Below are 23102 nucleotides of genomic sequence, written 5' to 3'. Positions count from 1 at the left end.
TCAGGAAAGCCACCATGTTCGATGCCATCCGCCCCGCGCACGCGCCCGCAGATCACCCCAAGATCAAGATGGGCCGTGTCGGCATCCTGCTGGCCAATCTCGGCACGCCGGACGATTACAGCTATTGGCCGATGCGCCGCTATCTGAACGAGTTCCTGTCCGACCGTCGGGTGATCGACTATCCGGCCTGGAAATGGCAGCCGATTCTGCAGGCGATCATCCTGACCAAACGTCCTTTCAGCTCGGGCGCGGCGTACAAATCGATCTGGAACCACGACAAGGGCGAAAGCCCGCTGATGACCATCACCAAGGACCAGACCGCCAAGCTGCGCGCGGCGATGCAGGACCGCTATGGTGACAAGGTCATGGTGGATTTCTGCATGCGCTATGGAAACCCCTCGACCAAGTCTAAGGTCCGCCAGATGGTGGCCGAGGGCTGCGACCGCATCCTGTTCTTCCCGCTCTATCCGCAATATGCGGGCGCCACGACCGCCACCGCGAACGACCAGTTCTTTCGCGCGCTGATGGAGGAGGCCTGGCAGCCCGCCAGCCGCACGGTGCCGGCCTATTTCGACGAGCCGGCCTATATCGACGCCCTGGCGCAGTCGGTCGAGCGCGCCTATGCGGCCATGGAGAACAAGCCGGACGTTCTGGTGTGTTCCTATCACGGCATGCCGGAACGCTATCTGATGCAGGGTGATCCGTACCACTGCCAGTGCGCCAAGACATCACGACTGCTGAAAGAACGGCTAGGCTGGGCGGATGATCAACTGGTGACCACCTTCCAGTCACGATTCGGACCCGAGGAATGGCTGAAGCCCTACACCGTCGACCACGTCGCGGAACTGGCCCGGCAGGGCAAAAAGAACATCGCCGTCATCGCCCCGGCGTTTTCGTCGGACTGCATCGAAACGCTGGAAGAAATCAACGAGGAGATCCGCGAGAGCTTTGAAGAGGCAGGCGGCGAGACCTTCACCTATATCCCCTGCCTGAACGACGAGGACGCGCATATCGCGGCCTTGGGAAAAGTGATCGCGGACAACCTGAAAGGCTGGCTGGACTGAACCGGCCTCGGAAAACGCATGAAAAAAGGCGGTGGACATCCACCGCCTTTCTTTTTTGTCGTTGTCCGCTGGACTTAGCTTGCGGCAACAGCTGCTGCGACGACGACCAGCAGGATCAGCGGCAGGATGATGCCCTGCGACGAGCCCTGGGTTTCTTCGACAACAACCGGTGCTTCCACAACCGGCTCTTCCAGGTTGCCGGCATATGCGGTCGAAGCGGCAGCGGTCAGAGCAGCAGCGAGAACGAGTTTCTTCATGTTAACCTCCAAAGTTTGCGTGGCCCCGGGATACTGGAGCCCCGCACCTATGACTTACCTCGTGGTTTTTTCTAAGCAGCAAAGCGTCGAGAATGCAATTGCAACTTGTGCCACCGGCGGCTTGGCGCGCGAAAATGTCGTCAAATTAGCAACACTTGCGTGCCGACCTTGGTCAAAGCGTACAATTCGGCGATATGTTCGTTGAACAGGCCGATGCACCCGTTCGACGACCGCCGCCCGATCTTGCGCGTGTCGTGGGTGCCGTGGATGCGGTAATATTTCCAGCTCAGATACAAAGCATGCGTTCCCAGCGGGTTGTCAGGTCCCGGCGGGATATAGTCGGGCCATTCCGGGTTTCTCTTCTTCATCGAAGGCGTCGGCGACCAACTGGGCCCCACAACCTTGCGGATGACGCTGGTACGGCCACGGCGGGTCAGTTCCTCGGTCAGCGGAACGGAGGACGGGTACAGCTTGTACACCGTCTGATCCTCGGACCAGTAGTGCAACGCGCGCGAAACCGTATCGACCAGAATCGCCCCGTTTCGGATGTTCGAGAAATAGGGCTGCCACTCCATGGCGCGAAACCCGGAAACATTGCGCCGGACCGGCGGTTCGGGTTCGGGCGCGGGGCGCAGTGGATCGCCGGGGATGAACTGCGCGATCGCCGGGCTGGCCAACAGGGAAGTGCCCCCGGCCAGGAACCCGCGGCGCGAAGTCAGGTGAATGTCTTTCTTGGCCATGCCAAAAGGTCCTTTGATAATCAGTATTGAAATTCGCAGGCAGTTTATTGCCAGAATGCTTCAGTCGCAAATCAAACCGGCAGAAATACGCGAACATCGGCAATTGGGCCTTTGCGCAATGCGCGCGCGCAGGCTATCCCTTTTCGGAACAACGAACTGGGCCTATGATGACGCGTATCTTTTCCTTGCTGCTGATCTGCCTTGTCGCGCTTGCGGCATGTACTGAAACTTCGGGCACTTCGTCGCTAGGGGCGGACGGACGACCGCTGCCCAAGGCCTACAAGATCCGCGGCAACCCCGAGAAGCTGCAGTTCCGCATGCTTGATTCTGTCAACGCGCTGCGCCAGGCCTCTGGCCTGCAGCCCGTTCAACTGAATGCTCAGCTGAACGCGGCCGCCGCAACCCACGCCAAGGACATGGCGCGCCAGAATCGCCCTTGGCACTTTGGGTCCGACGGGTCCTCGCCGCTGGACCGCGCGGTGCGCGTCGGCTATCTTGGGACGTTTCGCGGCGAGGCCATCTCGGAGACCTACGAGACCGAAACCGAGACCCTGGCCGCCTGGATGCAGGAGCCCGGCCCGCGGTCGGTCATAATGGATCCGAAGGCAACGCAGATGGGCTTTGCCTGGCACCAGGAAAAGGGCGGAAAGCTCTGGTGGGTTCTGGAAATGGGCACCGGCGGCTGACCTTGCCGCGCGCGGCCAGCCCACGAGGGCCACACCGCCACGTCAGCGGGATCAGGCCGCCTGCACCGATTGCGCAGTGGTCAAAATCGCATACAGCTTGACCGGATCAGGATTGGCCCGCAGCTTGCTGCAGACAGATGTGTCACGCAGCGTCCGCGAAACCAAGGCCAGCGCCTTGAGGTGCTCGACACCGGCATCCTCGGGGGCAAACAGGGCAAAGGCCAGATCCACAGGCTGCCGGTCGACTGAACCGAAGTCGATCGGCTTTTCCAGCATCACGAACACGCCCGCCACGGCGTCCAGGCCCGACAGACGGGCATGCGGCAGCGCCACTCCGTGTCCGACACCGGTCGGGCCGAGGCTCTCACGCTCGAGCAGATTATCGACCACGGTCTGAGCATCCAGCCCCAAGGCGCTGGCGGCGACTTCCCCGATTTCCTGAAACAGGCGCTTCTTGCTGGATGCGGCGGACAACACGCGCACCGCTTCGGGCTTCAATATGCTCGAAAGCTCCATTATCTTGCTCCACGGCATTGCCCCCGCCGGTGCGGAGGCAGTGCCTTTATCCTTGCCTGTTACGGATCGATCCAGCCGATGTTTCCATCGTCGCGACGATATACGACATTCAATCCGTCCTTGTTTTCGTTCCGGAACACCAGCACCGGCGCGCCCGCAAGTTCCATCTGCATGACAGCCTCACCAACGCTGAGCGATGGGATCTTGGTTTCCATCTCGGCAACGATGATTGGCTGCAAGGAGTCGGGTTCCTGCTCCGGCTCCGAATCGTTCGAGGCGAGGATATAGGACGACGCCCCGAAGAGTTCAACCGGCTCGGACCGCTCGCGGTGGTGGTCCTTCAGGCGGCGCTTGTAGCGGCGCAACTGCTTCTCCATCTTGTCACAGCACGCCTCGAATGCCGCGTAGATCTCGGTGGCATGGGCCTTGGCCTGAGCCGTCAGGCCGGTGGACAGATGCACGGTGGTTTCACACACATATTCATGCGCTGAACGGGAAAAGACGACGTTGGCGTCCGTTGCGCGCTGGGCATATTTGCCCACAACCTCGCCCAGTTCGGTCTGCACGTGGGTCTGCAGGGCCGCACCGATGTCGATCTGTTTGCCGCTGATTTGGTAACGCATGTGATCTCCTTCACAATTCACACCCCTGTTTGCGCCGCATCATGCGGCAGGCTTGTTGTTATGGGGTGGGGGGTCGAGACGCTGTACGGGGTTGCCGATCATCGCGCCCTTCAACGAAGGGGGATCGAGATCCAGACTGAATCCACGCAAGCGCCATATCCCAATTCAGCCAACAGGCGGCAGCAGAGTCAATCAAAACACGAGCACAGATTCGAGAAAACTGTCGCGGAATCCCTCCGTCATCTGACAAGTTTATGAAATTCTGAAGTTTTCGCCCAAATAGACGCGGCGCACGTTCTCGTTCTCGACGACCTCGTCCGGGGTGCCCGACATCAGAACCTGCCCGTCATGCAGGATATAGGCGCGATCCACGATTTCCAGGGTTTCGCGTACGTTGTGGTCGGTGATCAGCACGCCGATTCCCCGCTTTTTCAAATCGGCCACAAGATGGCGGATGTCCCCTACGCTTATTGGGTCCACCCCCGCAAACGGTTCATCCAGCAGCAGATATTTCGGATCGGCCGCCAGGCAGCGGGCGATTTCGACCCGCCGCCGCTCGCCGCCCGACAAGGCCAGCGCCGGCGCCCGCCGAAGGTGCTCGATCGAAAAATCTGACAGCAGTTCCTCCAGCCGCTCCTTACGCCGATGCGCATGTTTGACCGAGATATCCAGAACCGCGGCGATGTTGTCCTCGACGCTGAGACCGCGGAAGATCGACATCTCCTGCGGCAGATAGCCGATTCCCATCCGCGCCCGCCGATACATCGGCAACGTTGTGACGTTCTGACCGTCCAGCGTCACCGAGCCAGCCTCGGGGAAGACCAGCCCGGCCACGGAATAGAAGGTCGTGGTCTTACCCGAGCCATTCGGCCCCAGCAGCGCCACGACTTCGGACCGGTCCAGCGTCATCGAGACATCCCGGATCACCGTCTTCTTGCGATAGGATTTCCGCAGCTTGTCGATCTTCAGCCCGGACGCCCCTTCAGCAACGGACAGTTTCGGCCCCGCCATCAATCACCGCCCGACTTGAGGATTGTCTTGACCCGGCCGGTCATGGTCGCGGTTCCGTCCGCCAGATTCGCGACCATCCGATCGCCGCTGATCGTGCTGGGCCCCTGGCTGAGCAGAACGTTGCCTGTCATGACGACAACCCCGCTGTCGATCGTGTATTCCGCCCAATCCCCCTCGGCCGCATCCGGTGGGCTGACCAGCAGAACGTTGTCGGACGCCTCGAGGCGCTCGATCCCCGAGCGGTCCTCGTTGTAGATCACCAGAACCCGATCGGCCGACAGGCGCATCTGGCCCTGCACGACGACGACATTGCCCAGAAACTCGGCCGACCCGTCCTCCTGGTTGACCTTGAGCGTCTCCGACGTGACCTCGACCGGCAGGCTGGGGTCTGCTGCGGCTGCCCCGAACGCCACCTGGGCTTCCTGGGCGCCCGCCGGGGCCGCCACAAAGGCCAATGCGGCACACAAAGGAACTATTCGAAAATCAAACACGGGTTATCTTTCGGTCTTTTTCGGCTCGTATATCAGCTTCACGCCGTCTGTAAAAACAATATGGACGGGGCCGTCGGAATTTTCGGCACCGAAGGTCATCCGCCCGGCCGTGAAGTTGCCGATCGGCCCGGTCCCTGCAACCTGCCCTGGGGTGTCGCCTCGAATCTCGTCTAGCGAGGTGTTCAGAAGATCGGTCGTGACCCGGATACCATCGGTCGTGGTGATGACCACATCGTCGGAGAAGGTCGCCGTGCCCTTGTCGGGGCGGATCAGGCCGGTGTTGGAATCAAGGGTGATGACGCGGCCGCCGTTCAGGCCAAGCTGCCCCTTGAACTCGGCCGCCGTGGGCGCCTCGTCCGCGGTCCCGCGGCTGGCGCGGACGGCTTCCACCTGAATATCCTCGCCCTTGCGGGTGACGCCGCGATAAATTGGCTGCGTCACAAGCTGATTGTTCAGGCGTTCGTCGATATCCTGCTGCGAAAACGGAACCGCCACCTTTGTCTCGATGCTGCGCGACAGCAGAAACACCATCGACAGCAGCAGGATGGCCGCCAGCGGCAGCAGAACCTTGAGGAACTGCACCATGCGCGAATAGCGATCCATCCCGGCCCTCACTCAACCCAGCCCGACGCGCAGGCAGTCGTGGATGTGCAACAGCCCCTGCGCCCGGCGCGGCTGCTCCGGGTCCACTACAAACAACGAGGTGATCTTGCGCGCGTTCATGATCGCCACCGCCTCTTCGGCCAGCGCGTCGGGCGCGATGGTCGTGGGGTTGGCAGTCATGACCTGGGCCGCCGTGTTGTTCAGCAACCCGTCCATATGCCGGCGCAGGTCGCCGTCGGTGATGATGCCGACCAGGGTGCCCTCTGCATCGGTCACGCCGACCACGCCAAAGCCCTTCTGGCTGATCTCGATCAGCGCGTCGCTCATCGGGGTGTCGGCCGACACCAGCGGCAGTGCGTCGCCGCTATGCATCAGGTCGCGCACCGCGCTCAGCTGCGCACCCAGCTTGCCGCCGGGATGGAAGGCGCGGAAATCTTCGGGCTTGAAATCGCGGTATTTCATTAACGCGATCGCCAGCGCATCGCCCATAGCCAGTGTCAGCGTGGTCGAGATCGAGGGCACCATGCCGTATCCGCAGGCCTCGCCCAGCGCGGGGATCAGCAGATGCACGTCAGCCTGCTTCATCAGCGTACTGTCCAGCCGGCTGGACAGGCCGATCAGCGGAATCCCGAACCGCCGGGTAAAGGCCAGCAGGTTGGCCAGCTCGGGCGCCTCGCCGGAATTCGATATCGCCAGCACCACGTCATCCTTCGACACCATGCCCAAGTCGCCGTGGCTGGCCTCGGCCGGATGCACGAAATAGGCGGGCGTGCCGGTGCTGGCCAACGTGGCCGCGATCTTGTGCCCGATATGACCCGACTTGCCGATGCCGCTGACGATCAGCCGGCCCTTGGCCTGCAGGATCAGCCGCACCGCGTCGGCGAAACGGTCATCCAGCCCTTCGGCCAGAACCTCGAGCGCGCGGGCCTCGTCGGTGACGACCTGCCGGGCGGTTTTCAAAAAGGAGTCGGTATCGGTCATGAGTGCGCAAAAATGTCGGTTTCGGGCCAGCCCGCCAGATCCAGCCTGGCGCGCATCGGCAGGAAGTCGAAACAGGCCTGCGCCATCTCGGTCCGGCCCTCGCGTTCGAGCCGCGCATCCAGCGCCGCGCGCAGCTGGTGCAGGTACAGAACGTCCGAAGCGGCATAGTCCAGCTGCGCCCCGGTCAGGGTCTCGGCACCCCAGTCGCTCATCTGCTGTTGTTTCGAAATGTCGATGCCCAGCAGCTCTTGGCACAGGTTCTTCAACCCGTGCCGGTCGGTATAGGTGCGCACCAGGCGGCTGGCGATCTTGGTGCAATAGACCGGCGCCGCCAGCGCGCCGAAAGCGTGGTACAGCGCGGCGATGTCAAAGCGGCCGAAGTGGAACAGTTTCAGCACCTCGGGGTTTTCCAGCATGGCGCACAGGTTCGGGGCCTCGGTCTGACCCTTTTCCACCTGCACGATGTGGCTGTGGCCGTCGCCGCCCGACATCTGGATCACGCACAGACGGTCGCGATGCGGGTTCAGGCCCATGGTTTCGCAATCGATGGCCACGACGGGGCCCAGGTCCAGCCCGTCGGGCAGGTCGTTCTTGTAAAGGTAGTTCGCCACGAATGTTTCCTTTGCACGGTGGTGTCACCGAAATAGGGTGTTTGACCCGCAAACTCAACGCCATCCGCCCCATGGCGGTACTCGGGTGTCATTGCGGTTGAGGCATCTACGTCCGGCGCATAGGGTCGGGTCATGACTCAACCGTCCTGTGCCTCGTCTGAACAAACTACCGCCCGCCCGAGCGACGGTGGCCCCCACGACGCGCGCCGGGCCGTTTCAGGGTTTGCGCGGTGCTGAACATTCTGCGGAACCGGACGTACCGTCACCTTCTGGCCGCGCAGGTGGTGGCGCTGCTGGGCACCGGGCTGGCGACCGTGGCGCTGGGGTTGCTGGCCTATGATCTGGCCGGCGAGTCCGCCGCGATGGTGCTGGGCACGGCCCTGACCATCAAGATGATCGCCTATGTCACGATTGCACCCATCGCCGCGGCTTTTGCCGAAAGGCTGGACCGCCGCCGCATGCTGGTGACGCTGGACATGGTGCGGGCCGCGGTCGCGCTGTGCCTGCCTCTCGTGACCGAGGTCTGGCAGGTCTATGTGTTGATGTTCGTGCTGCAATCGGCCTCGGCCGGGTTCACGCCCGCGTTCCAGGCCACGATACCCGATGTTCTGACCGACGAGCAGGATTACACCAAGGCCCTGTCGCTGTCGCGACTGGCCTATGATCTGGAGAACCTTGTCAGCCCGATGCTGGCAGCGCTGCTGCTGCTGGTCGTCAGCTTCGACAGCCTGTTCTGGGGAACGGCGCTGGGCTTTGCGGCCTCGGCCTTGCTGGTGGTCTCGGTGGTCCTGCCCTCGCCCACGCCCCGTCAGCCACGTGGGGTCTTTGACCGAACAACACGCGGTATTCGCATCTATCTGCGGACACCGCGCCTGCGTGGCCTTTTGGCGCTGAGCTGGACCGTCGCCGCCCTCAGCGCGATGGTTCTGGTCAATACCGTGGTGATCGTGCGCAGCGACCTGAGCCTGCAGGACAGCGCCGTGGCGATCGCCCTGGCCGGGTTTGGCGGCGGGTCGATGCTGGCGGCTTTCGTGCTCCCGGCGCTGCTGGAGCGTCTGCCGGATCGCCGCGTGATGCTGGCCGGCGCAACGCTGGCGACCGCGACCATGGCTACCGCTGCGCTGCTGTCCGCGGTGGTGCCGATGTCGCTGGCGATGCTGACCACGCTTTGGGCGCTTGTGGGTTTCGGCTATTCCTGCACGCTGACCCCATCCGGGCGGCTGCTGACCCGATCCGCCCATCCCGAGGACCGCGCGGCCGTGTTCGCCGCCCAGTTCACCCTGTCACATGCCTGCTGGCTGGTTCTGTATCCGCTGTCGGGCTGGCTGATGACGCAACATGGGGCGACAGTGGCGATGGCCGCGCTGACCGTTATGGCCTTGGGCGGCCTGATGCTGGCCGCCTGGACCTGGCCCGCATTCCAGCCGCGGTCCATCGCGCATGACCACCCGGACCTGCCGGCCGATCACCCGCATCTGTCCGGGCCCGATCCGCATGCGCACCCAATTATCATCGACGACCTGCACCCCCGATATCCGCACAAACCTTGAGGGCGACCGCCCTATTGCCGTAGACCCGAACCACTCGACCGACAGCCGAAAGCCCCATGGACCAGCTTGACCGCCGCATCATCGCCGCCCTACAGCACAACGCGCGCGCCTCGACCACGCAGATCGCGGCGCGTCTGGGCGTGGCCCGGACCACCGTGCACGAACGTATCCGTCGCATGGAGGAAACAGGCGTGATCGCGGGCTACTCGGTCCTGCTGGGCCGGACCGACGACACGCCCAGGGTGCAGGTCGTGGTGCTGCTCGAAGTGCAGCAGAAAGAGACATCGCGCATCATCAAGCGGCTGGAAGCCTATCCCGAGGTCAAGCTGTGCCTGTCGATCAACGGCGAATTCGACCTGCTTCTGTCGGCCGAAGCCCCCCGGATCGAGGATCTCGACATCTTGGTGGACGAGCTGGCCAAGATCCCCGGCGTGCTGCGCACCAATACCAGCGTCGTGTTCGGTCGCAGGATCGACCGGAGCTGATCGGCGCTAACCCTCTGTAAACCGAAAGCTGGCTAGCTTGGCCCGGTCAGAAGAATCCCGGACCGGCAGAATGCCAGAACTCAAGATCGTTTTCCTCTCGCTGTGGGTGCAGGCCATGGTCGCCACGGTGGCCTTGGCCATACCGGACATGCGCACCGCCGACATCTGCGACCAAGCGGCCCGGCGTGCCGCCCGGGCCGAGGGTGTCCCGCTGGATGTCATGCAGGCTATCACCCGGGTAGAAACCGGGCGCCGCGTCGATGGCAGCCTGCACCCCTGGCCCTGGACCGTAAACCTTGAAGGCAAGGGATACTGGTTCGGGTCCGAGGCCGAGGCCAAGGCCTATGTGTTCGAGGTGTTCAAATCGGGCGCCCGCAGCTTTGATGTGGGCTGTTTCCAGATCAATTATCGCTGGCACGGCAAGGCGTTTCGGTCAATCGACGCGATGTTCGACCCCGATCAGAATTCTGCCTATGCGGCGCAGTTTCTCAAACAGCTTTATGCTGAACATGGCGACTGGTCGGCCGCTGTCGGCGCCTATCACTCACGCACCCCAGAATATGCTCGCAGATATGTCACCCGGTTCCAGACGGTTCTGGCCGCGCTGTCCGACACGCCCGAACCGGCCGCCAGTCAGGCGGTCGACCCGTTCCACCGCTCCGCGCTGCCGTTGATCCCGCTCGGCCCCTCCCCTGCCAAGGTCGACCGCCCCGCCCTTGGATCACTTGTTCCGGTATCCGGGACCGCAGTGGCCTTCATCACGTTCGATCAGGAGTGACGCGTGCCGAAACTTGACCCAAGGACCTTGTTTTCACCCACGGTTCTTCTGGCGCTGGCGCTGATGACCGTGATCGTGATGATGATTCTGCCTATGCCGTCCTGGGTGCTCGACATCGGGCTGGCGGCCTCGTTCGCACTGGCGATTTTGATCTTCACCCTGACCCTGTTCATCGAGCGCCCGCTGGATTTTTCGTCCTTTCCGACGATCCTGCTGGCCTCGCTGATGCTGCGGCTGTCGCTGAACGTGTCCTCGACCAAGCTGATCATCGGGCAGGGCCACACCGGCCCCAACGCCGCCGGCGACGTGATCGAAGGCTTTGCCCAATTCGTGATGAGTGGCAGCATCTTCCTGGGTCTCGTCGTGTTCGGTGTGCTGCTGATCGTGAATTTCATGGTCATCACCAAGGGCGCCGCGCGCATGGCCGAGGTCGGTGCAAGGTTTGCGCTGGACGGGATGCCGGGCAAGCAGCTGGCCATCGACGCCGACATGTCGGCCGGTGCGATCGACCACCAGCAAGCCAAAGAACGGCGCGAGCTTGAACAGCAGGAAACCACGTTTTTCGGCTCGCTGGACGGGGCGTCGAAATTCGTCAAGGGAGATGCGGTCGCCGGGCTGCTGATCACTCTTCTGAACCTCGTGATGGGGCTGATCATGGGGGTGATCGTGCATGGCATGCCGGTTGCATCGGCGTTCGAAACCTATGCCATCCTGACCGTGGGCGACGGGTTGGTGTCGCAGATTCCAGCCGTGATCATCTCGATCGCATCGGCCCTGTTGCTGGCGCGCGGCGGCACGCAGGGCGCGACCGACAACGCGTTGTTCTCGCAACTGGGCCGGCATCCGGCGGCGCTGGGCACGGTTGCGGTGCTGATGGCGCTGTTCGCGCTGGTGCCGGGCCTGCCCTTCCTGCCCTTCATTCTGGGCGGGGCGGTCCTAGGCTATGCCGCCTATCACGTTCACAAGAAACAGAAGGCCGAGGCCTTGGCCGCGCGATCGCCGGCTCCCGAAGCCCAGGCGCCGTCCGCGCAGGCGATCGGCGATGTTCTGGACCTGGACGATGTGCATTTGGAGTTCGCGCCCGATCTGGTCAGCATGGTTCTGAACCCCGGAACCGGTCTGGATGCGCGGATCGCCAACATGCGGACCTATGTCGCCTCGAGCTTCGGCTTGATCCTGCCCGAGATCCGCCTGACCGACCGTGCCGATCTGCCGATGGGCACCTATGTGATCAAGGTGCAGGGGGTCGAACAGGCCCGCGGCGTGCTGCACCCCGACCTGATCCTGGCGCTTGTGCAGGAAGGCGCTGATCTTCTGCCCGACGGCAATGATGTGACCGAACCGGTCTATGGTGCCCCGGCCCGGTGGATCCTGCCCAAGGACCAGGAGGCCGCCGCCCTGAGCGGTGCCACCATCGTGACCCCACCCGAGATCCTGGCCACACACCTTCTGGAGATCATCAAACAGAATTTCTCGCGCCTGCTGACGCTCAAATCCTTGCGCCGCCTGCTGTCCGAGATGACCCGCCTCAGTGATCCCGCACGGGCTGAGGCCAACCGCAAACTGCTGGACGAACTGATCCCCGACAAGGTTCCGATCGACACGCTGCATGCGGTGCTGCGGCTGCTGCTGGACGAGCGGGTCTCGATCCGCAACATGGCGCTGATACTCGAAAGCGTGGCCGAGGCGCGGATGACCACGACCCAGCCCGAAGCCATCTGCGAAATTGTGCGCCAACGGCTGGGCTTCCAACTGGTGGCCGAACTAAAGCGCACAGACGGCTCGATACCGCTGATCCAACTGGCACCGGAATGGGAAGAGACCTTCGCGACCTACCAGATCGACGCGCCTGGCGCCGGATCGGATGTGGCGCTGCCGCCCAACCTGTTCAACAAACTTGCGGACGGAGCCGTGCAGGCCTTGGCCAGAACTGCGGATCAGGGGTTGCATCCGGCCCTGGTCACATCCACCCGCCGCCGCAGATTGTTGCGTACGATCCTGCAGGCGCGCGGTGTGTCGAACCCGGTTCTGTCGTTCGAGGAAATCGGGCTCGAGGCGCGGCCAGCATTGGTCGGGACGGTGCCGGCATGATCGCCCTGCCTCCGACGCTGCTCGACCAGTTGGGAGCCGGGCTTTTGCTGGCTTTCGTCGTGTTTCTGCGCGTTTCGGCCTTTGTGTCTCTGCTGCCCGCCTTCGGCGAGCGCAGCATTCCCCCCCGTGTCAAACTGGGCGCAGCCATCGCCTTCACCCTGCTGATCGCTCCGGCGGTACCGGGGCCGGAAGTTTCTGCAGGCCTGCTGCCGCTGGTGAAGGCAATCCTGACGGAGACCCTGATCGGGCTGTTTCTAGGTTTTGGTCTGCGGTTGTTCGTGCTGGCGCTGCAAACCGCCGGTTCGATCGCGGCCCAGGCAACCTCGCTGTCCCAGATCCTGGGGGGTGCTGCGGCCGAGCCGGTGCCCGCCATGGGGTATCTGATGACACTGGCCGGGCTGGCATTGGCGACGGTGATGGGCCTCCACATCCGCGCGGCGCAATTCCTGATCTACAGCTACGCGCTGTTTCCGATCGGCAGCGCACCCGCAGCATCAGATCTGTCGCAATGGGGCGTGGCCCAGATTTCCCGCAGCTTTTCCCTGGCCTTCGGGCTGGCAGCCCCATTCGTCATCGCCTCGCTGATCTACAACCTGGCCCTGGGTGTCATCAACCGGGCCATGCCCCAGTTGATGGTTGCCTTCGTGGGAGCGCCCGCGATTACCTTCGCCGGCCTGTTTCTTCTGTTTGCCGGAACGCCCATCATCCTGTCCACCTGGAGCGACGCCATGCTCGCGTTTCTCAACGACCCGGTCGGAGCCAGCCCATGAGCAGCCAGGACGACGACAGCGACAAGTCGTTCGAAGCCACACCGCAGAAGCTTCGGAAGGCACGCGAAAAAGGCGAGGTGGTCAAGTCCAATGACCTGTCCGCCGTGGCGGCCTATGCCGGGCTGACGATCGCACTGATCGTTGTCGGCCACTACTCTGCAGAGCACTTGGGCTCGGCCTTCGTCGTTTTGATCGACCAGTCTTTCGCCCTCGGCCCGCTGCTGGTCACCGGATCGTCCAGCGGGCCGGTGGGAGGATTGATGGCGGTCGTTGCAAGCTCGGCCGGTGCGCTGCTGGCCGTGCCCGCCATCGTGGTACTTCTGAGTCTTCTGGCGCAAAGGGCGCTGGTCTTTGCCCCCAGCAAACCGAAGCCGAAACTGTCACGCGTTTCCATCCCGTCAAACGCAAAAAACAAGTTCGGCCGCGGAGGTTTGTTCGAGTTTGCCAAAAGCTTTGCAAAGCTGGTCATCTACAGCGTCTGCCTGGCATTATTTCTGCACGCAAACCTGTCCCAGATTCTGTCGGCCGCAGCGGCGGCGCCCAAGGCGTCGATCATTTTGCTGATGAACCTGCTGCTGCGCTTTCTCTTCATCGTGGTTGCCGTGACGCTCGCGATCGGCGCCATCGATTATCTTTGGCAATACGGCGAACACATGCGAAAGAACCGGATGTCGCGAAAGGAGCTGCAGGACGAAACCAAAGAGTCCGAAGGCGACCCCCACCTGAAGCAGCATCGCAGACAGCACGCACAGGAAATCGCGACCACGCAAATGATGGCGGACGTACCAAAGGCCGACGTGGTCATCGTCAACCCTACGCATTATGCCGTTGCACTGAAATGGTCGCGCGCGCCCGGAACGGCGCCCGCCTGCGTGGCCAAGGGGGTCGATGAAGTTGCGGCGACGATCCGAAAAACCGCGATCGAGGCCGGCGTTCCCATCCATTCCGACCCGCCGACGGCGCGCGCGCTGCATGCGACGGTCGAAATCGGTCAGGAAATCCCGGAAAACTACTATCGCCCCGTCGCCGCGGCCATCCGCTTTGCCGAAGCCATGCGCAAACGCGCCAGGAAAGGTATCTGATGAAGGCAGACAAGCTCTCGGACCTTGTTGCGGTGACCGCTGCCGCCTTTGAAAAGGAACATCAAAAGCTGCGCCCGATCCTCGAACAGGAGGCCCGTGTTCGAAACCGGATCTCGCAACTGGACGCACAGCTGGCACAGGTCCGTTCGACGGCCGCCGACGCGACGGGCTACAGAATGGCCGGCGCCGACGTCATTTGGTACGGCTGGGAGGCATCAACACGCAGGCAACTGAACGCCGAGCTGGCTCGGATCCGGTCGCAGAAGCTTGCGATGATGGACGGGTTGCGTCAGGCCTTCGGGCGGAAACAAGCATTGGAGAAACTTGTGGAACGGCAAGCGACCGCGCTGCGGCGCGCACACCTGCGAAAAACCGATTGAGGCGACACCGCCACGACTGGAGAGGAGCCGTCAGGTATCCTGACGGCTCATGCTGACGATCAACACGCGGTTGACTTCATCCCCAAGGTCTTTCCTGGCGGCCTCCAAAAGAGATCGGCGCAAGGTTTCCATGTTGTCCGAATGGGTGAACGCCCCGTCAAACCCCCCCATGTTCGCATGGTCGAACAACACCTGAAGGAACGCGTCACGTAACTTCGGTTCGAGCCTGTAGAACGTGTCTTCGTTGCCGGGCTGGGCTTCGAGGCTGAGCGACACAGTGACCAGGGCGGAAATCCTGTCATCCTCCACCAACGGCACAACGAACTGCTTCGTCAGCTTGAGGAACTCATAGCTCGCTTCCTCGCCTTTCTTCCCGTGCGCATTGTCATCACGGGAACCCGCCAGCGCAGTTTGGGTCTGTGGTATTTCCTCTTCGGCTTGGGGGGGGGCCTTCTTTGCGCTCTCTCCATTTCCCTGGGCTTCAGCCGACTTGTTCGGCGCAAGGAAAAGGCCGGCTGCGGCGCCCGCGCCCAGCCCCACGACCAAAAACATGATGGGCAACAGTTTTTTCATCTCGCGTCACTTTCAAAACGGCAACAGGGCGTCCAGAACCTGCTGCCCGTACCTGGGCTGCTGGACATCGGTGATCTGGCCGCGGCCACCGTAGGACACGCGGGCCGAGGCGATCTTGTCGTAGGTGATCTCGTTCTGGCGCGAGATATCCTGCGGTCGCACATAGCCCGAAACCAGAAGTTCCCGCAGTTCGAAGTTCACCCGCAACTCCTGTGACCCGGAGATCGACAGAACGCCGTTGGGCAGCACGTCCACGACGGTTGCAGCCACGCGCAGCGTCAGCTTTTCCTTTCGCTTGACCGATCCCTTCCCCTTGCTTGAGGATGCCGAGTCGATGGAAACGGCCTCATCCAGGGATGCGCCCTCCGGCAAGTGACCGGCCGCCCGCTGCGGCAGGCCGAACAGGCCCGGTATCTTCAGCTCGTCCGACCCGCTGCGCGAGCGGCTGGTGTCATTCGAAAATTCCGCTTTTTCGTCCAATTCGATCACAACCGTGAGGATATCGCCCTTTTTCATCGCACGTTGGTCGCCCAGCAATGATTGCTGACCACCGCTCCATAGCGACGCACGATCGACCGCGCGCTGCGGTTGCGTGTGCAGAGGCAGGCCGGGCCACAGCATGGCGACATGTTCAGGCGATTCCGTGTTGGGCGACAGGCTTGGCGGCTTGCCCAGATGGTCCAGACGCCCGCAGGCGGCCAATGCCAGGATGGCAAGAAGCAGTGTTGAGACTTTCATGATCAGTTCACCTCGATTTGGCCATCCGGCTGGATTTCGCCCGACACCGTCGTGCGGGATGACAGGTTCATGACCCTGATCCGCTCGCCGGCGGCCCCCCGACCCAAAGCTCGGCCCTCCGCGGCAATGGTCAGGCCGTTCCGGGAAAACTTCAGCGTCACCAGGTCATTTCGGTCCACGATTGCCGGCGGGCCAACGTCAGATGGGTGAATCGGACGACCCGGATAGAGCGCTGTTCTTGCCTCTTTCCCGACCAACTGCTCCAAGGACCGGGCTGCACCGGCCACATCGCCCGGCTTGGTCTGCAGATCCGTTTCCGCGATGATTTCCTTGGGCCGGATCGTTCGGGTCGGCACGACGATATCGGCGAACGCGGAAAGCGGGCTGAGCAAACACAGGGAAAGAAGCACCACCTTCATCAGCGCACCTGCGTCGTCGCGCCCATCATCTGATCGACGGCCGAGATCACCTTGGCGTTCATTTCGTATCCACGCTGTGCTTCGATCAGTTCGGTCACTTCGCGCACCGCATCCACCGAACTGTCTTCCAGATAGCCCTGCCGAAGCGTACCCAGACCATCTTCGCCCGGTGTTCCCACGATTGGCGCACCCGAGGCTTCGGTTTCCTTGAACAGGTTGCTGCCGATCGCTTCGAGCCCTTTGGCATTCGAAAAACTCGCCAGCGTGAACTCGCCCAATAACTGCCCTTCGGCGGTGTCGTCGAAATAGGCATAGACCTCGCCGGCGGCGTTGATCGAGATTGACCGGGCATCGTCCGGAATGGTGATTTCCGGTGCGACGGCGAACCCGTCCGACGTGACGATCAACCCTTCGGCCGAACGCTTGAGGCTGCCATCGCGGGTGTAGGCCGATTGCCCGTTGGGCAGCGTCACTTCCAGATATCCACGCCCCTCGATGGCGATGTCCAGATCGCTGCCCGTAGCCGAGAGCGCACCCTGGGCCAGTTGCACGGTGACCGCCGCCGGACGAACCCCCAAACCCAGTTGGATTCCCGTCGGCAAAACAGTTCCGTCCGAGGCGTTGACCGTTCCGGCCCGCGCCATCTGTTGATAGTGCAGATCCGCGAACTCGGCGCGCCGTGCGTTGTAGCCGGTGGTGTTCATGTTCGCCAGGTTGTTCGAGATCGTCTCAACCCGCATCTGCTGGGCCGACATTCCGGTCGCGGCAATCTTGAGAGCTCGCATTTCACATTCTCCTGCTGCTTGAGATCAGCGCATCAAGGTTTTAAGGGCGCCGCGGACTCGATCGTCCTCGGCCTCGAGAAAACTCTGGCCCAGTTCGTAGGCACGCTGAATCTCGATGAGCTTGGTAACCTGATCGATTGCATTGACATTCGACCCTTCGAGAAACCGGTTCAGCACCACTGGTTCCTCCACCGGCTCGACTTCGCCTTCAGGCCGAAACAGTGTACTGGCTTCGCGCACCAGCCGCGTCCCGTCCGTGGGGCGGTAGACCCCGATCTGGCCCAACAGCTGCCCATCGATGCTGAGCGTTCCATCGCCCCCGACATCGATCGTCGCTGCGTCGGGCGGAATGAAGACAGGCGCCCCGTTGCTGTCCAGAACCCGATATCCGTCGGGGGTGACCAGATCTCCGTTGGCGTCGGGCGCAAAGCTGCCCGCTCGGGTCAGACGGTTGCCGGACGGGGTTTCGATCAGGAAGAAACCGTCACCCTCGATGGCAAAGTCGAACTGACCGCCAGTTTCCGTCAGAATCCCCTGCTGGAACGAAGTGTTGCGCACCTGCGCGCGACTCATGGACAGCGACGGGCCGCCCGACATATCCCGAACGAACTCGGAGAACACCAGCCCTTGCTGGCGATAGCCGGTGGTATTGGCGTTGGCGATGTTGTTCGCCACGATGCGCATTTCGCTCATCAGCCCCGACTGCCGGGACAAAGTAACATAGGCGGTATCCATCAGCGGCCTCCTGCAATCAGCGGAACCAGTGTCGACGTGAAGAAGGTGACCAGCGTCTGGGTCATGAACCCCATCGAGATCCAGAAGACGATCACGATGGCCACCAGTTTCGGAACGAAGGTCAGTGTCATTTCCTGGATCGAGGTCAGCGCCTGGAACAGGCCGACCACCAGGCCGGTGACCAGCGCCACCGTCAGGATCGGAACCGAGGTGATCACCGCGATCCACAAGGCCTGGCGCACGATGTCATAGAACAAACCTTCGCTCAGCATGGCTCAGACCGGCATCCGAAGAATTTCCTGGTAGGCCTCGACCACCTTGTTGCGCACGACGACCGCCGTTTCCACGGCAAGTTCGGTCTGGGCCAAAGCCTGCACCAGCGCATGTGGATCCGCCTGGCCGACCATCGCGTCCTTCGCCACGCTTTCGCTGTGTTTCAGCGTCGCGGCAAAATCCTGGAAGGTGGCCCGCAACCCTTGTGCGGCGCCGGACCGCTCCGGGTCGGCCTGTGTGGCCGGACGGGCGTGAGCATAGTTCTGTGCGGCGTTGATCGTTCGGATATCCATTCTGGTCGTCCCTTATTTTCTCAGCAATTCCATCAGGCTGGATGACATCTGTCGCGCTTGGTCGAACATCTTCAGGTTGGCCTCGTAACTGCGCTGCGCTTCGCGCGCGTCAGCGATCTCGATCATCAGATCCACGTTCGACCCCTGATAGTGGCCGCTTGCATCCGCCAGCGGATGGCTGGGGTCATAGATCTGCGACAGCGCTTTCTGGTCCGGCTGGACGCGCCCGGTTCGGACCAGATCGACACCTTCGTCGTTCACCGCCTCGAACGAGACGGTCTTGCGGCGATAGCCCGGCGTGTCCGCGTTCGAGATGTTCTCGGACACATGCCGCAGCCGCGCCGACTGGGCCCGCAATGCGCTGGCCGTCACTTTGAGGGAATCCGAAAAATCACTCATGTCCCGCTCCTCATGCTTTGCCCAGGCTGGTGCGCAGGATGCCGATCGACGATTTGTAGATGGCCAGAGCCCGGTCATGCTGGCGCTTGACCTCGACGGCCTTCAGCATCTCCTCCTCAAGCGAGACGCCGTTGCCGTTGGGGTCGACGGCCCCCGCGCGGACCTGTTCGGCCCACAGCCTGCCATCCATACCCACGCCGTTCAGGTGGCCAGGCCGTGTGGCGACCATCGCCGGCGTGGATGACGTGTTTTCGAATGCTTTGGAAAACGGCTCGATATCGCGGGCCCGATAGCCGGGCGTATCCGCGTTGGCCATGTTGCGCGAGACCACGGCCTGCCGCTGACCGGCATGGGTTGCCATGGCGTACGCAACTTTAAAGACGTTCAGGTCCGAGAACATCGGGGCTTCTCCCTCGATCAATTTCAATCAAGGCTTAACCCCGATTCCTTTAGAAACCGTTTTCAGAAACCAGTTGGAGCCAACACCATGTCAGACCTCGATCCGTCGATCCTGAAGCCCCTGTTCGACCGGCTTTCACCGGCGCGGCGCATGGGTCTCGTCAACGGTGTCACCCGCGGAGTGATCGAAATCGAGGGTCTGGAGAACGCGGCCCGAATCGGTGACCACCTCACCTTGCAGCGGCAATCCGGTCCGGATCTGGCGGGTGAAGTGCTGCGGGTCGAAAGCGGCGTCGTTCACATGCTCCCCGCCGGCGCGCCCGATGGCGTCCGCCTGGGCGATCGCGTGTTTCTCGAGCCGACCCCGGTCTTTGCCCCCGGTATGCACTGGCTGGGCCGGGTCGTGGACCCGTTCGGGCAGCCGCTGGACGGCAAACCGCTGCTGCCGGGCACGACCCCACGCGACATCATGGCCGCGCCCCCGCCGGCGGTCGATCGCAAGCCGCTGGGTGAACGCATGGCAACCGGGCTGGCCGTTCTGAACACGGTTCTGCCCATCGTACGCGGGCAGCGCATCGGCTTGTTCGCGGGATCCGGTGTCGGCAAATCGACTTTGCTTGCCACCATGGCCAGATCGATGCAGGCCGACGCGGTGGTCGTGGCCCTGGTCGGCGAGCGGGGTCGCGAGGTCAACGCGTTCGTCGAGGAGGCCCTTGGGGCGGACGGGCTGAAGAGATCGGTCGTCGTGGCCGCGACATCGGACCAGTCGGCCCTGGCCCGGCGCCGCTGCGCCTGGTCGGCCATGACCGTTGCCGAATATCTGCGCGATCAGGGGTTGAACGTTCTGTTTCTAGCGGATTCCGTCACCCGTTTTGCCGAAGCCCACCGCGAGATCGCCGCCGCCATGGGCGAGGCGCCATCGTTGCGCGGTTTCCCGCCCTCGACCACACCACTGATCGCTGGCCTGTGCGAACGGGCCGGCCCCGGCACCGCGAAACAGGGGGACATCACCGCCGTTTTCAGCGTGCTGGTGGCCGGGTCAGACATGGATGAGCCGGTGGCCGACATCCTGCGCGGGGTTCTGGACGGACACATCGTCCTGAGCCGCGAAATCGCGGAACGTGGACGTTTCCCGGCCATAGATCTCAGCCGCTCGGTGTCGCGGTCACTGCCGAACGCCGCCACGGACGAGGAGAACCGGATGATCGCCGAGACCCGCAGCCTGGTGGGCAGCTATGAACAGTCCGAGGTTATGATCAAGGCCGGGCTGTACACGCCGGGCACCGATCCCCTGCTGGATCAGGCGGTGCGCGCCCATGACGAGCTGGATGGATTCTTCGCCAAGCCGGACCCCGACGGGATCCAGAACAGCTTTGACCGCCTGGCCGTCATCCTGCGCCGCGCCAAGGCCGGAACTGCGCTCCAGCACTGAGACCGTTTCTTAGAATTTTAATTGTTAAGAGGACCTTAAGCCCTTTCCGATAGTTCTGAACACTGGGTGAAAAAGGGTGGTGGAGATGGGTGCGCAAACGAATGCGCCGCCGATCATCATCAAGAAGAAGCGCGCATCAGGTGGCGATGGCCACCATGGCGGTGCCTGGAAAGTCGCGTATGCCGACTTTGTCACGGCGATGATGGCCTTCTTCATGTTGATGTGGCTGCTGAACGCAACAACCGAAAAACAACGCAAGGGACTGGCGGACTATTTCTCGCCGACGATTCCGGTGCACCCGGTGTCGGGCGGTGGCGACGGCGCCTTCGGGGGCGAGAACATGTTTTCGGAGAAGACCATGGTGATGGATGGCTCCGGGGCAACGAACAAGAATCCGACCGAAGCGAAACGGGCCCGCGGATCGACCGGGGTCGATTCCCTTGGCGACGGGCGCGGCGCCTTCGAGGATTTTTCGACGCTCGAAGCGCAGTTGTTGGGCCGGGCCGGTGAGAGCCTGGTCTCGAAGAAGGCTCTCAAACACATCGTGACGCGGGTCACCGATGAAGGCCTGGTCGTCGAACTTTTCGCGACCGAGTCCGAACCGCTGTTCGAACCGGGTACCGACACGCCGACGCAGATGATGCGCGCGTTGATCCTGCTGGTCGCGCGGTCCTCGGATCTTGTGACCAATGCGATTGCGGTGGACGGCCATGTCCGATCTGCTCCGGTGGTTCTGGCCCAGGATCCTGCGTGGGATCTATCCACGTCCCGCGCGCAGGCGGTCCGCAAATTGCTGCAGGACGATGGTGTCGATGCCCGCAGGCTGGACCGCGTGACCGGCCATGCCGACCGGGAACTGGCCGTCGAAAACCCGATGGCCCCGCGAAACGACCGGATCGAGATCGTGTTCCTGCGCGACCCATGACCGGAAATGATGCGTGGCATTTTACCTGTTAGCGCGCTGTTAAGGCCCGGCGCGTTAGCTGTTGCGGAAAGATTAGACGCAACAGAAGGGCGTGCCGATGACAATTTCATCTTCGCTGAATGCCGGCGTGGCCGCATTGAAGGCCAATGCCAACCGGCTTGCGACCATTTCGGACAACATCGCCAACTCCTCGACCTACGGATACAAGCGGGTTGAAACGGATTTTCATTCCATGGTCACGTCCGGACAGGGCGGCAGCTATTCCGCCGGCGGCGTGCGCACGACCAGCCAGCGCCTGATCGACCAGCGCGGATCCCTCGTGACCACCAACAATTCCACCGATCTGGCCGTGCGAGGCCGCGGCATGCTGCCGGTTCGGTCCAGCTCTCAGATCGGCACATCGTCAAACGAGATGCTGCTGACCACGACCGGCTCGTTCCGGACCAATGCCGAAGGTTACCTTGTTACCGAATCGGGGCTGGTACTGCTGGGCTGGCGGGCCAATCCCGACGGTTCGATCCCCAACGTCTCACGCGACACGCCCGCCGCGCTGGAGCCGGTGCAACTGAGCGTCAATCAGCTGTCGGGCTCGCCAACGACCGAAATGAACCTGCGCATGAACCTGCCGGCAACGGCCACCGATGCTGGTGCGCCCGGCGATCCACAGCCCCTGTCGGTCGAATATTTCGACAACCTCGGCAAGCCCGAGACCGTGGATATCGAGCTTGTGCCGACCGTCCCGACCACTGGCTCCAGCAACCTATGGACGATGACCCTGCGGGATTCGGCTTCGGGCGGGGCGATCATCGGAGAATACGTTCTGACCTTCACCGACAGCCGCACCGCAGGCGGAACCCTGGCCAGCGTCACTGCGGTTTCGGGTGGGGCCTATGACCCCGCGACCGGAAGCTTCGTGGTCAACGTCGCGGGCGGGCCGATGGAGGTCAATGTCGGGCTGATCGGCGACCCTGACGGCATCACGCAATTGTCCGACACGTTCGCCCCGGTCTCGATCACGCGCGACGGTTCCGCCGTCGGCACGATGTCGAGCGTGCAGGTTGACGAAAATGGTTATGTCTATGCGCTGTACGATACAGGAGTGACGCGGCGGATGTACCAGATCCCGCTGGCGGATGTTCCAAACCCCAACGGCCTGACCGCGCTGGACAGCCAGACCTATGCCCCCTCGCGCGAAAGCGGCACCTATTTCCTTTGGAACGCGGGCGAGGGCCCGACCGGTGAACTGATTTCCTTTGCCCGTGAAGAATCGACAACCGATGTCGCCACCGAACTGACATCGATGATCCAGACGCAACGCGCCTATTCGTCCAGCGCCAAGGTGATCCAGACCGTGGACGAGATGCTTCAGGAAACCACGAACATCAAACGCTGAGCCTGACCTGAGCACCTGA

The 23102-nt window shown here is 62.6% G+C and carries 30 protein-coding genes; 12 read left to right on the top strand and 18 right to left on the bottom strand.

Annotated elements, in window-relative coordinates; translation table 11 throughout:
- Positions 1-14 precede the first annotated feature (14 nt).
- Positions 15-1064, top strand: coding sequence for a ferrochelatase (gene hemH, locus AC2FNS_RS13330; RefSeq protein ID WP_496712756.1), 1050 nt, complete (start codon positions 15-17; stop codon positions 1062-1064).
- Positions 1065-1138: 74 nt separating this feature from the next.
- Here the strand turns inward: hemH and AC2FNS_RS13325 are convergent, their stop codons facing one another.
- Positions 1139-1321 (bottom strand): hypothetical protein, encoded by a 183-nt coding sequence (locus AC2FNS_RS13325; RefSeq protein WP_010442520.1) that lies wholly within the window; start codon positions 1319-1321, stop codon positions 1139-1141.
- Between the two features lie 140 nt (positions 1322-1461).
- On the bottom strand, positions 1462-2061 hold the full coding sequence (locus AC2FNS_RS13320; RefSeq protein ID WP_496803877.1) for a L,D-transpeptidase: 600 nt from the start codon (positions 2059-2061) through the stop codon (positions 1462-1464).
- A 167-nt stretch (positions 2062-2228) separates the two neighbouring features.
- Between AC2FNS_RS13320 and dalA the strand changes: the two genes are divergently transcribed.
- The gene (gene dalA, locus AC2FNS_RS13315; RefSeq protein ID WP_496680474.1) at positions 2229-2747 is read left to right on the top strand and encodes a divisome-associated lipoprotein DalA; all 519 of its coding nucleotides are present in this window, start codon (positions 2229-2231) and stop codon (positions 2745-2747) included.
- Positions 2748-2798: 51 nt separating this feature from the next.
- Here dalA and ptsN read toward each other — a convergent pair whose 3' ends face one another.
- The 7 genes from ptsN to AC2FNS_RS13280 all read right to left on the bottom strand — a co-directional run bounded on the left by ptsN (position 2799) and on the right by AC2FNS_RS13280 (position 7583).
- Complete coding sequence (gene ptsN / locus AC2FNS_RS13310) at positions 2799-3263, bottom strand: PTS IIA-like nitrogen regulatory protein PtsN (protein ID WP_496680476.1); 465 nt, start codon at positions 3261-3263, stop codon at positions 2799-2801.
- A gap of 59 nt (positions 3264-3322) precedes the next feature.
- A complete protein-coding gene (gene hpf, locus AC2FNS_RS13305) occupies positions 3323-3886 on the bottom strand; it encodes a ribosome hibernation-promoting factor, HPF/YfiA family (protein ID WP_496680477.1) in 564 nt (187 codons plus the stop codon).
- 252 nt (positions 3887-4138) lie between these two features.
- The gene (lptB, locus tag AC2FNS_RS13300) at positions 4139-4897 is read right to left on the bottom strand and encodes an LPS export ABC transporter ATP-binding protein (RefSeq protein WP_496680478.1); all 759 of its coding nucleotides are present in this window, start codon (positions 4895-4897) and stop codon (positions 4139-4141) included.
- Positions 4897-5388 (bottom strand): LptA/OstA family protein, encoded by a 492-nt coding sequence (locus AC2FNS_RS13295; protein WP_496712754.1) that lies wholly within the window; start codon positions 5386-5388, stop codon positions 4897-4899. The genes lptB and AC2FNS_RS13295 overlap by 1 nt, the downstream gene beginning before the upstream one ends.
- Before the next feature lie 3 nt (positions 5389-5391).
- Positions 5392-5991: an LPS export ABC transporter periplasmic protein LptC gene (lptC, locus tag AC2FNS_RS13290; protein ID WP_496680480.1), complete on the bottom strand. Its 600-nt coding sequence runs from the start codon at positions 5989-5991 to the stop codon at positions 5392-5394.
- 12 nt (positions 5992-6003) lie between these two features.
- Positions 6004-6972 (bottom strand): KpsF/GutQ family sugar-phosphate isomerase, encoded by a 969-nt coding sequence (locus tag AC2FNS_RS13285; protein ID WP_496687520.1) that lies wholly within the window; start codon positions 6970-6972, stop codon positions 6004-6006.
- Positions 6969-7583, bottom strand: a complete 615-nt coding sequence (locus tag AC2FNS_RS13280; protein ID WP_496680484.1) for a ribonuclease D — start codon at positions 7581-7583, stop codon at positions 6969-6971. Before AC2FNS_RS13280 ends, AC2FNS_RS13285 begins: the two co-directional genes overlap by 4 nt.
- A gap of 230 nt (positions 7584-7813) precedes the next feature.
- Here AC2FNS_RS13280 and AC2FNS_RS13275 point away from each other — a divergent pair, with 230 nt between their 5' ends.
- The 7 genes from AC2FNS_RS13275 (at position 7814) to AC2FNS_RS13245 (ending at position 14719) form a co-directional block, all read left to right on the top strand.
- A complete protein-coding gene (locus AC2FNS_RS13275; RefSeq protein ID WP_496712752.1) occupies positions 7814-9133 on the top strand; it encodes an MFS transporter in 1320 nt (439 codons plus the stop codon).
- Positions 9134-9189: 56 nt separating this feature from the next.
- Positions 9190-9618 (top strand): Lrp/AsnC family transcriptional regulator, encoded by a 429-nt coding sequence (locus AC2FNS_RS13270; RefSeq protein WP_496680486.1) that lies wholly within the window; start codon positions 9190-9192, stop codon positions 9616-9618.
- A gap of 70 nt (positions 9619-9688) precedes the next feature.
- Positions 9689-10396, top strand: coding sequence for a lytic transglycosylase domain-containing protein (locus tag AC2FNS_RS13265; protein ID WP_496712750.1), 708 nt, complete (start codon positions 9689-9691; stop codon positions 10394-10396).
- A gap of 63 nt (positions 10397-10459) precedes the next feature.
- Positions 10460-12487 carry a flagellar biosynthesis protein FlhA gene (gene flhA / locus AC2FNS_RS13260; RefSeq protein WP_496712773.1) on the top strand — a complete coding sequence of 676 codons (2028 nt, stop codon included), beginning with the start codon at positions 10460-10462 and terminating at the stop codon, positions 12485-12487.
- Positions 12484-13257, top strand: coding sequence for a flagellar biosynthetic protein FliR (locus tag AC2FNS_RS13255; RefSeq protein ID WP_496712748.1), 774 nt, complete (start codon positions 12484-12486; stop codon positions 13255-13257). Before flhA ends, AC2FNS_RS13255 begins: the two co-directional genes overlap by 4 nt.
- Positions 13254-14339: a flagellar type III secretion system protein FlhB gene (gene flhB / locus AC2FNS_RS13250; protein WP_496712746.1), complete on the top strand. Its 1086-nt coding sequence runs from the start codon at positions 13254-13256 to the stop codon at positions 14337-14339. The genes AC2FNS_RS13255 and flhB overlap by 4 nt, the downstream gene beginning before the upstream one ends.
- The gene (locus tag AC2FNS_RS13245) at positions 14339-14719 is read left to right on the top strand and encodes a hypothetical protein (protein WP_496712744.1); all 381 of its coding nucleotides are present in this window, start codon (positions 14339-14341) and stop codon (positions 14717-14719) included. The genes flhB and AC2FNS_RS13245 overlap by 1 nt, the downstream gene beginning before the upstream one ends.
- A gap of 30 nt (positions 14720-14749) precedes the next feature.
- Here AC2FNS_RS13245 and AC2FNS_RS13240 read toward each other — a convergent pair whose 3' ends face one another.
- The 9 genes from AC2FNS_RS13240 to AC2FNS_RS13200 are packed head-to-tail and all read right to left on the bottom strand — an operon-like array spanning position 14750 to position 19334.
- Positions 14750-15292, bottom strand: a complete 543-nt coding sequence (locus AC2FNS_RS13240) for a flagellar basal body-associated FliL family protein (RefSeq protein WP_496803876.1) — start codon at positions 15290-15292, stop codon at positions 14750-14752.
- A gap of 12 nt (positions 15293-15304) precedes the next feature.
- Entirely contained in the window at positions 15305-16030 is a 726-nt protein-coding gene (gene flgH, locus AC2FNS_RS13235) for a flagellar basal body L-ring protein FlgH (RefSeq protein ID WP_496712740.1), read from the bottom strand.
- Positions 16031-16032: 2 nt separating this feature from the next.
- Positions 16033-16449 (bottom strand): flagellar basal body P-ring formation chaperone FlgA, encoded by a 417-nt coding sequence (gene flgA / locus AC2FNS_RS13230; RefSeq protein WP_496712739.1) that lies wholly within the window; start codon positions 16447-16449, stop codon positions 16033-16035.
- Positions 16449-17234, bottom strand: coding sequence for a flagellar basal-body rod protein FlgG (gene flgG / locus AC2FNS_RS13225; RefSeq protein WP_496680495.1), 786 nt, complete (start codon positions 17232-17234; stop codon positions 16449-16451). The genes flgA and flgG overlap by 1 nt, the downstream gene beginning before the upstream one ends.
- A gap of 24 nt (positions 17235-17258) precedes the next feature.
- A complete protein-coding gene (locus AC2FNS_RS13220; protein ID WP_496712737.1) occupies positions 17259-17969 on the bottom strand; it encodes a flagellar hook-basal body complex protein in 711 nt (236 codons plus the stop codon).
- Positions 17969-18241 (bottom strand): flagellar biosynthetic protein FliQ, encoded by a 273-nt coding sequence (locus AC2FNS_RS13215; protein ID WP_496712736.1) that lies wholly within the window; start codon positions 18239-18241, stop codon positions 17969-17971. The genes AC2FNS_RS13220 and AC2FNS_RS13215 overlap by 1 nt, the downstream gene beginning before the upstream one ends.
- A 3-nt stretch (positions 18242-18244) precedes the next feature.
- On the bottom strand, positions 18245-18535 hold the full coding sequence (fliE, locus tag AC2FNS_RS13210; protein ID WP_149775969.1) for a flagellar hook-basal body complex protein FliE: 291 nt from the start codon (positions 18533-18535) through the stop codon (positions 18245-18247).
- A gap of 12 nt (positions 18536-18547) precedes the next feature.
- Complete coding sequence (gene flgC, locus AC2FNS_RS13205) at positions 18548-18934, bottom strand: flagellar basal body rod protein FlgC (RefSeq protein WP_496712734.1); 387 nt, start codon at positions 18932-18934, stop codon at positions 18548-18550.
- A gap of 10 nt (positions 18935-18944) precedes the next feature.
- A complete protein-coding gene (locus AC2FNS_RS13200; protein WP_496680501.1) occupies positions 18945-19334 on the bottom strand; it encodes a FlgB family protein in 390 nt (129 codons plus the stop codon).
- 87 nt (positions 19335-19421) lie between these two features.
- Here AC2FNS_RS13200 and AC2FNS_RS13195 point away from each other — a divergent pair, with 87 nt between their 5' ends.
- The 3 genes from AC2FNS_RS13195 to AC2FNS_RS13185 all read left to right on the top strand — a co-directional run bounded on the left by AC2FNS_RS13195 (position 19422) and on the right by AC2FNS_RS13185 (position 23083).
- Positions 19422-20765, top strand: coding sequence for a FliI/YscN family ATPase (locus tag AC2FNS_RS13195; RefSeq protein WP_496712732.1), 1344 nt, complete (start codon positions 19422-19424; stop codon positions 20763-20765).
- An 85-nt stretch (positions 20766-20850) separates the two neighbouring features.
- Positions 20851-21690: a flagellar motor protein MotB gene (locus AC2FNS_RS13190; RefSeq protein ID WP_496680505.1), complete on the top strand. Its 840-nt coding sequence runs from the start codon at positions 20851-20853 to the stop codon at positions 21688-21690.
- 97 nt (positions 21691-21787) lie between these two features.
- The gene (locus AC2FNS_RS13185; RefSeq protein WP_496687488.1) at positions 21788-23083 is read left to right on the top strand and encodes a flagellar hook protein FlgE; all 1296 of its coding nucleotides are present in this window, start codon (positions 21788-21790) and stop codon (positions 23081-23083) included.
- Positions 23084-23102 lie beyond the last annotated feature (19 nt).

Source organism: Ruegeria sp. BHSA191 (assembly GCF_059613325.1).
The sequence above is the reverse complement of the archived record's forward strand: the minus strand, read 5'-3'. Positions and strand labels throughout refer to the sequence as shown.

What these genes read in the sequence shown, in the direction of transcription:
- flgC (WP_496712734.1), bottom strand. Translation starts at nt 18,934, where the DNA reads ATGAGTGATTTTTCGGATTCCCTCAAAGTGACGGCCAGCGCATTGCGG.
- flgA (WP_496712739.1), bottom strand. Translation starts at nt 16,449, where the DNA reads ATGAAGGTGGTGCTTCTTTCCCTGTGTTTGCTCAGCCCGCTTTCCGCG.
- AC2FNS_RS13325 (WP_010442520.1), bottom strand. Translation starts at nt 1,321, where the DNA reads ATGAAGAAACTCGTTCTCGCTGCTGCTCTGACCGCTGCCGCTTCGACC.
- lptC (WP_496680480.1), bottom strand. Translation starts at nt 5,991, where the DNA reads ATGGATCGCTATTCGCGCATGGTGCAGTTCCTCAAGGTTCTGCTGCCG.
- AC2FNS_RS13320 (WP_496803877.1), bottom strand. Translation starts at nt 2,061, where the DNA reads ATGGCCAAGAAAGACATTCACCTGACTTCGCGCCGCGGGTTCCTGGCC.
- flhA (WP_496712773.1), top strand. Translation starts at nt 10,460, where the DNA reads ATGACCGTGATCGTGATGATGATTCTGCCTATGCCGTCCTGGGTGCTC.
- dalA (WP_496680474.1), top strand. Translation starts at nt 2,229, where the DNA reads ATGACGCGTATCTTTTCCTTGCTGCTGATCTGCCTTGTCGCGCTTGCG.
- AC2FNS_RS13185 (WP_496687488.1), top strand. Translation starts at nt 21,788, where the DNA reads ATGACAATTTCATCTTCGCTGAATGCCGGCGTGGCCGCATTGAAGGCC.
- AC2FNS_RS13255 (WP_496712748.1), top strand. Translation starts at nt 12,484, where the DNA reads ATGATCGCCCTGCCTCCGACGCTGCTCGACCAGTTGGGAGCCGGGCTT.
- flgG (WP_496680495.1), bottom strand. Translation starts at nt 17,234, where the DNA reads ATGCGAGCTCTCAAGATTGCCGCGACCGGAATGTCGGCCCAGCAGATG.
- AC2FNS_RS13265 (WP_496712750.1), top strand. Translation starts at nt 9,689, where the DNA reads ATGCCAGAACTCAAGATCGTTTTCCTCTCGCTGTGGGTGCAGGCCATG.
- AC2FNS_RS13270 (WP_496680486.1), top strand. Translation starts at nt 9,190, where the DNA reads ATGGACCAGCTTGACCGCCGCATCATCGCCGCCCTACAGCACAACGCG.
- AC2FNS_RS13220 (WP_496712737.1), bottom strand. Translation starts at nt 17,969, where the DNA reads ATGGATACCGCCTATGTTACTTTGTCCCGGCAGTCGGGGCTGATGAGC.
- hemH (WP_496712756.1), top strand. Translation starts at nt 15, where the DNA reads ATGTTCGATGCCATCCGCCCCGCGCACGCGCCCGCAGATCACCCCAAG.
- AC2FNS_RS13215 (WP_496712736.1), bottom strand. Translation starts at nt 18,241, where the DNA reads ATGCTGAGCGAAGGTTTGTTCTATGACATCGTGCGCCAGGCCTTGTGG.
- lptB (WP_496680478.1), bottom strand. Translation starts at nt 4,897, where the DNA reads ATGGCGGGGCCGAAACTGTCCGTTGCTGAAGGGGCGTCCGGGCTGAAG.
- AC2FNS_RS13240 (WP_496803876.1), bottom strand. Translation starts at nt 15,292, where the DNA reads ATGAAAAAACTGTTGCCCATCATGTTTTTGGTCGTGGGGCTGGGCGCG.
- AC2FNS_RS13245 (WP_496712744.1), top strand. Translation starts at nt 14,339, where the DNA reads ATGAAGGCAGACAAGCTCTCGGACCTTGTTGCGGTGACCGCTGCCGCC.
- hpf (WP_496680477.1), bottom strand. Translation starts at nt 3,886, where the DNA reads ATGCGTTACCAAATCAGCGGCAAACAGATCGACATCGGTGCGGCCCTG.
- AC2FNS_RS13200 (WP_496680501.1), bottom strand. Translation starts at nt 19,334, where the DNA reads ATGTTCTCGGACCTGAACGTCTTTAAAGTTGCGTACGCCATGGCAACC.
- fliE (WP_149775969.1), bottom strand. Translation starts at nt 18,535, where the DNA reads ATGGATATCCGAACGATCAACGCCGCACAGAACTATGCTCACGCCCGT.
- AC2FNS_RS13195 (WP_496712732.1), top strand. Translation starts at nt 19,422, where the DNA reads ATGTCAGACCTCGATCCGTCGATCCTGAAGCCCCTGTTCGACCGGCTT.
- flgH (WP_496712740.1), bottom strand. Translation starts at nt 16,030, where the DNA reads ATGAAAGTCTCAACACTGCTTCTTGCCATCCTGGCATTGGCCGCCTGC.
- ptsN (WP_496680476.1), bottom strand. Translation starts at nt 3,263, where the DNA reads ATGGAGCTTTCGAGCATATTGAAGCCCGAAGCGGTGCGCGTGTTGTCC.
- AC2FNS_RS13285 (WP_496687520.1), bottom strand. Translation starts at nt 6,972, where the DNA reads ATGACCGATACCGACTCCTTTTTGAAAACCGCCCGGCAGGTCGTCACC.
- flhB (WP_496712746.1), top strand. Translation starts at nt 13,254, where the DNA reads ATGAGCAGCCAGGACGACGACAGCGACAAGTCGTTCGAAGCCACACCG.
- AC2FNS_RS13190 (WP_496680505.1), top strand. Translation starts at nt 20,851, where the DNA reads ATGGGTGCGCAAACGAATGCGCCGCCGATCATCATCAAGAAGAAGCGC.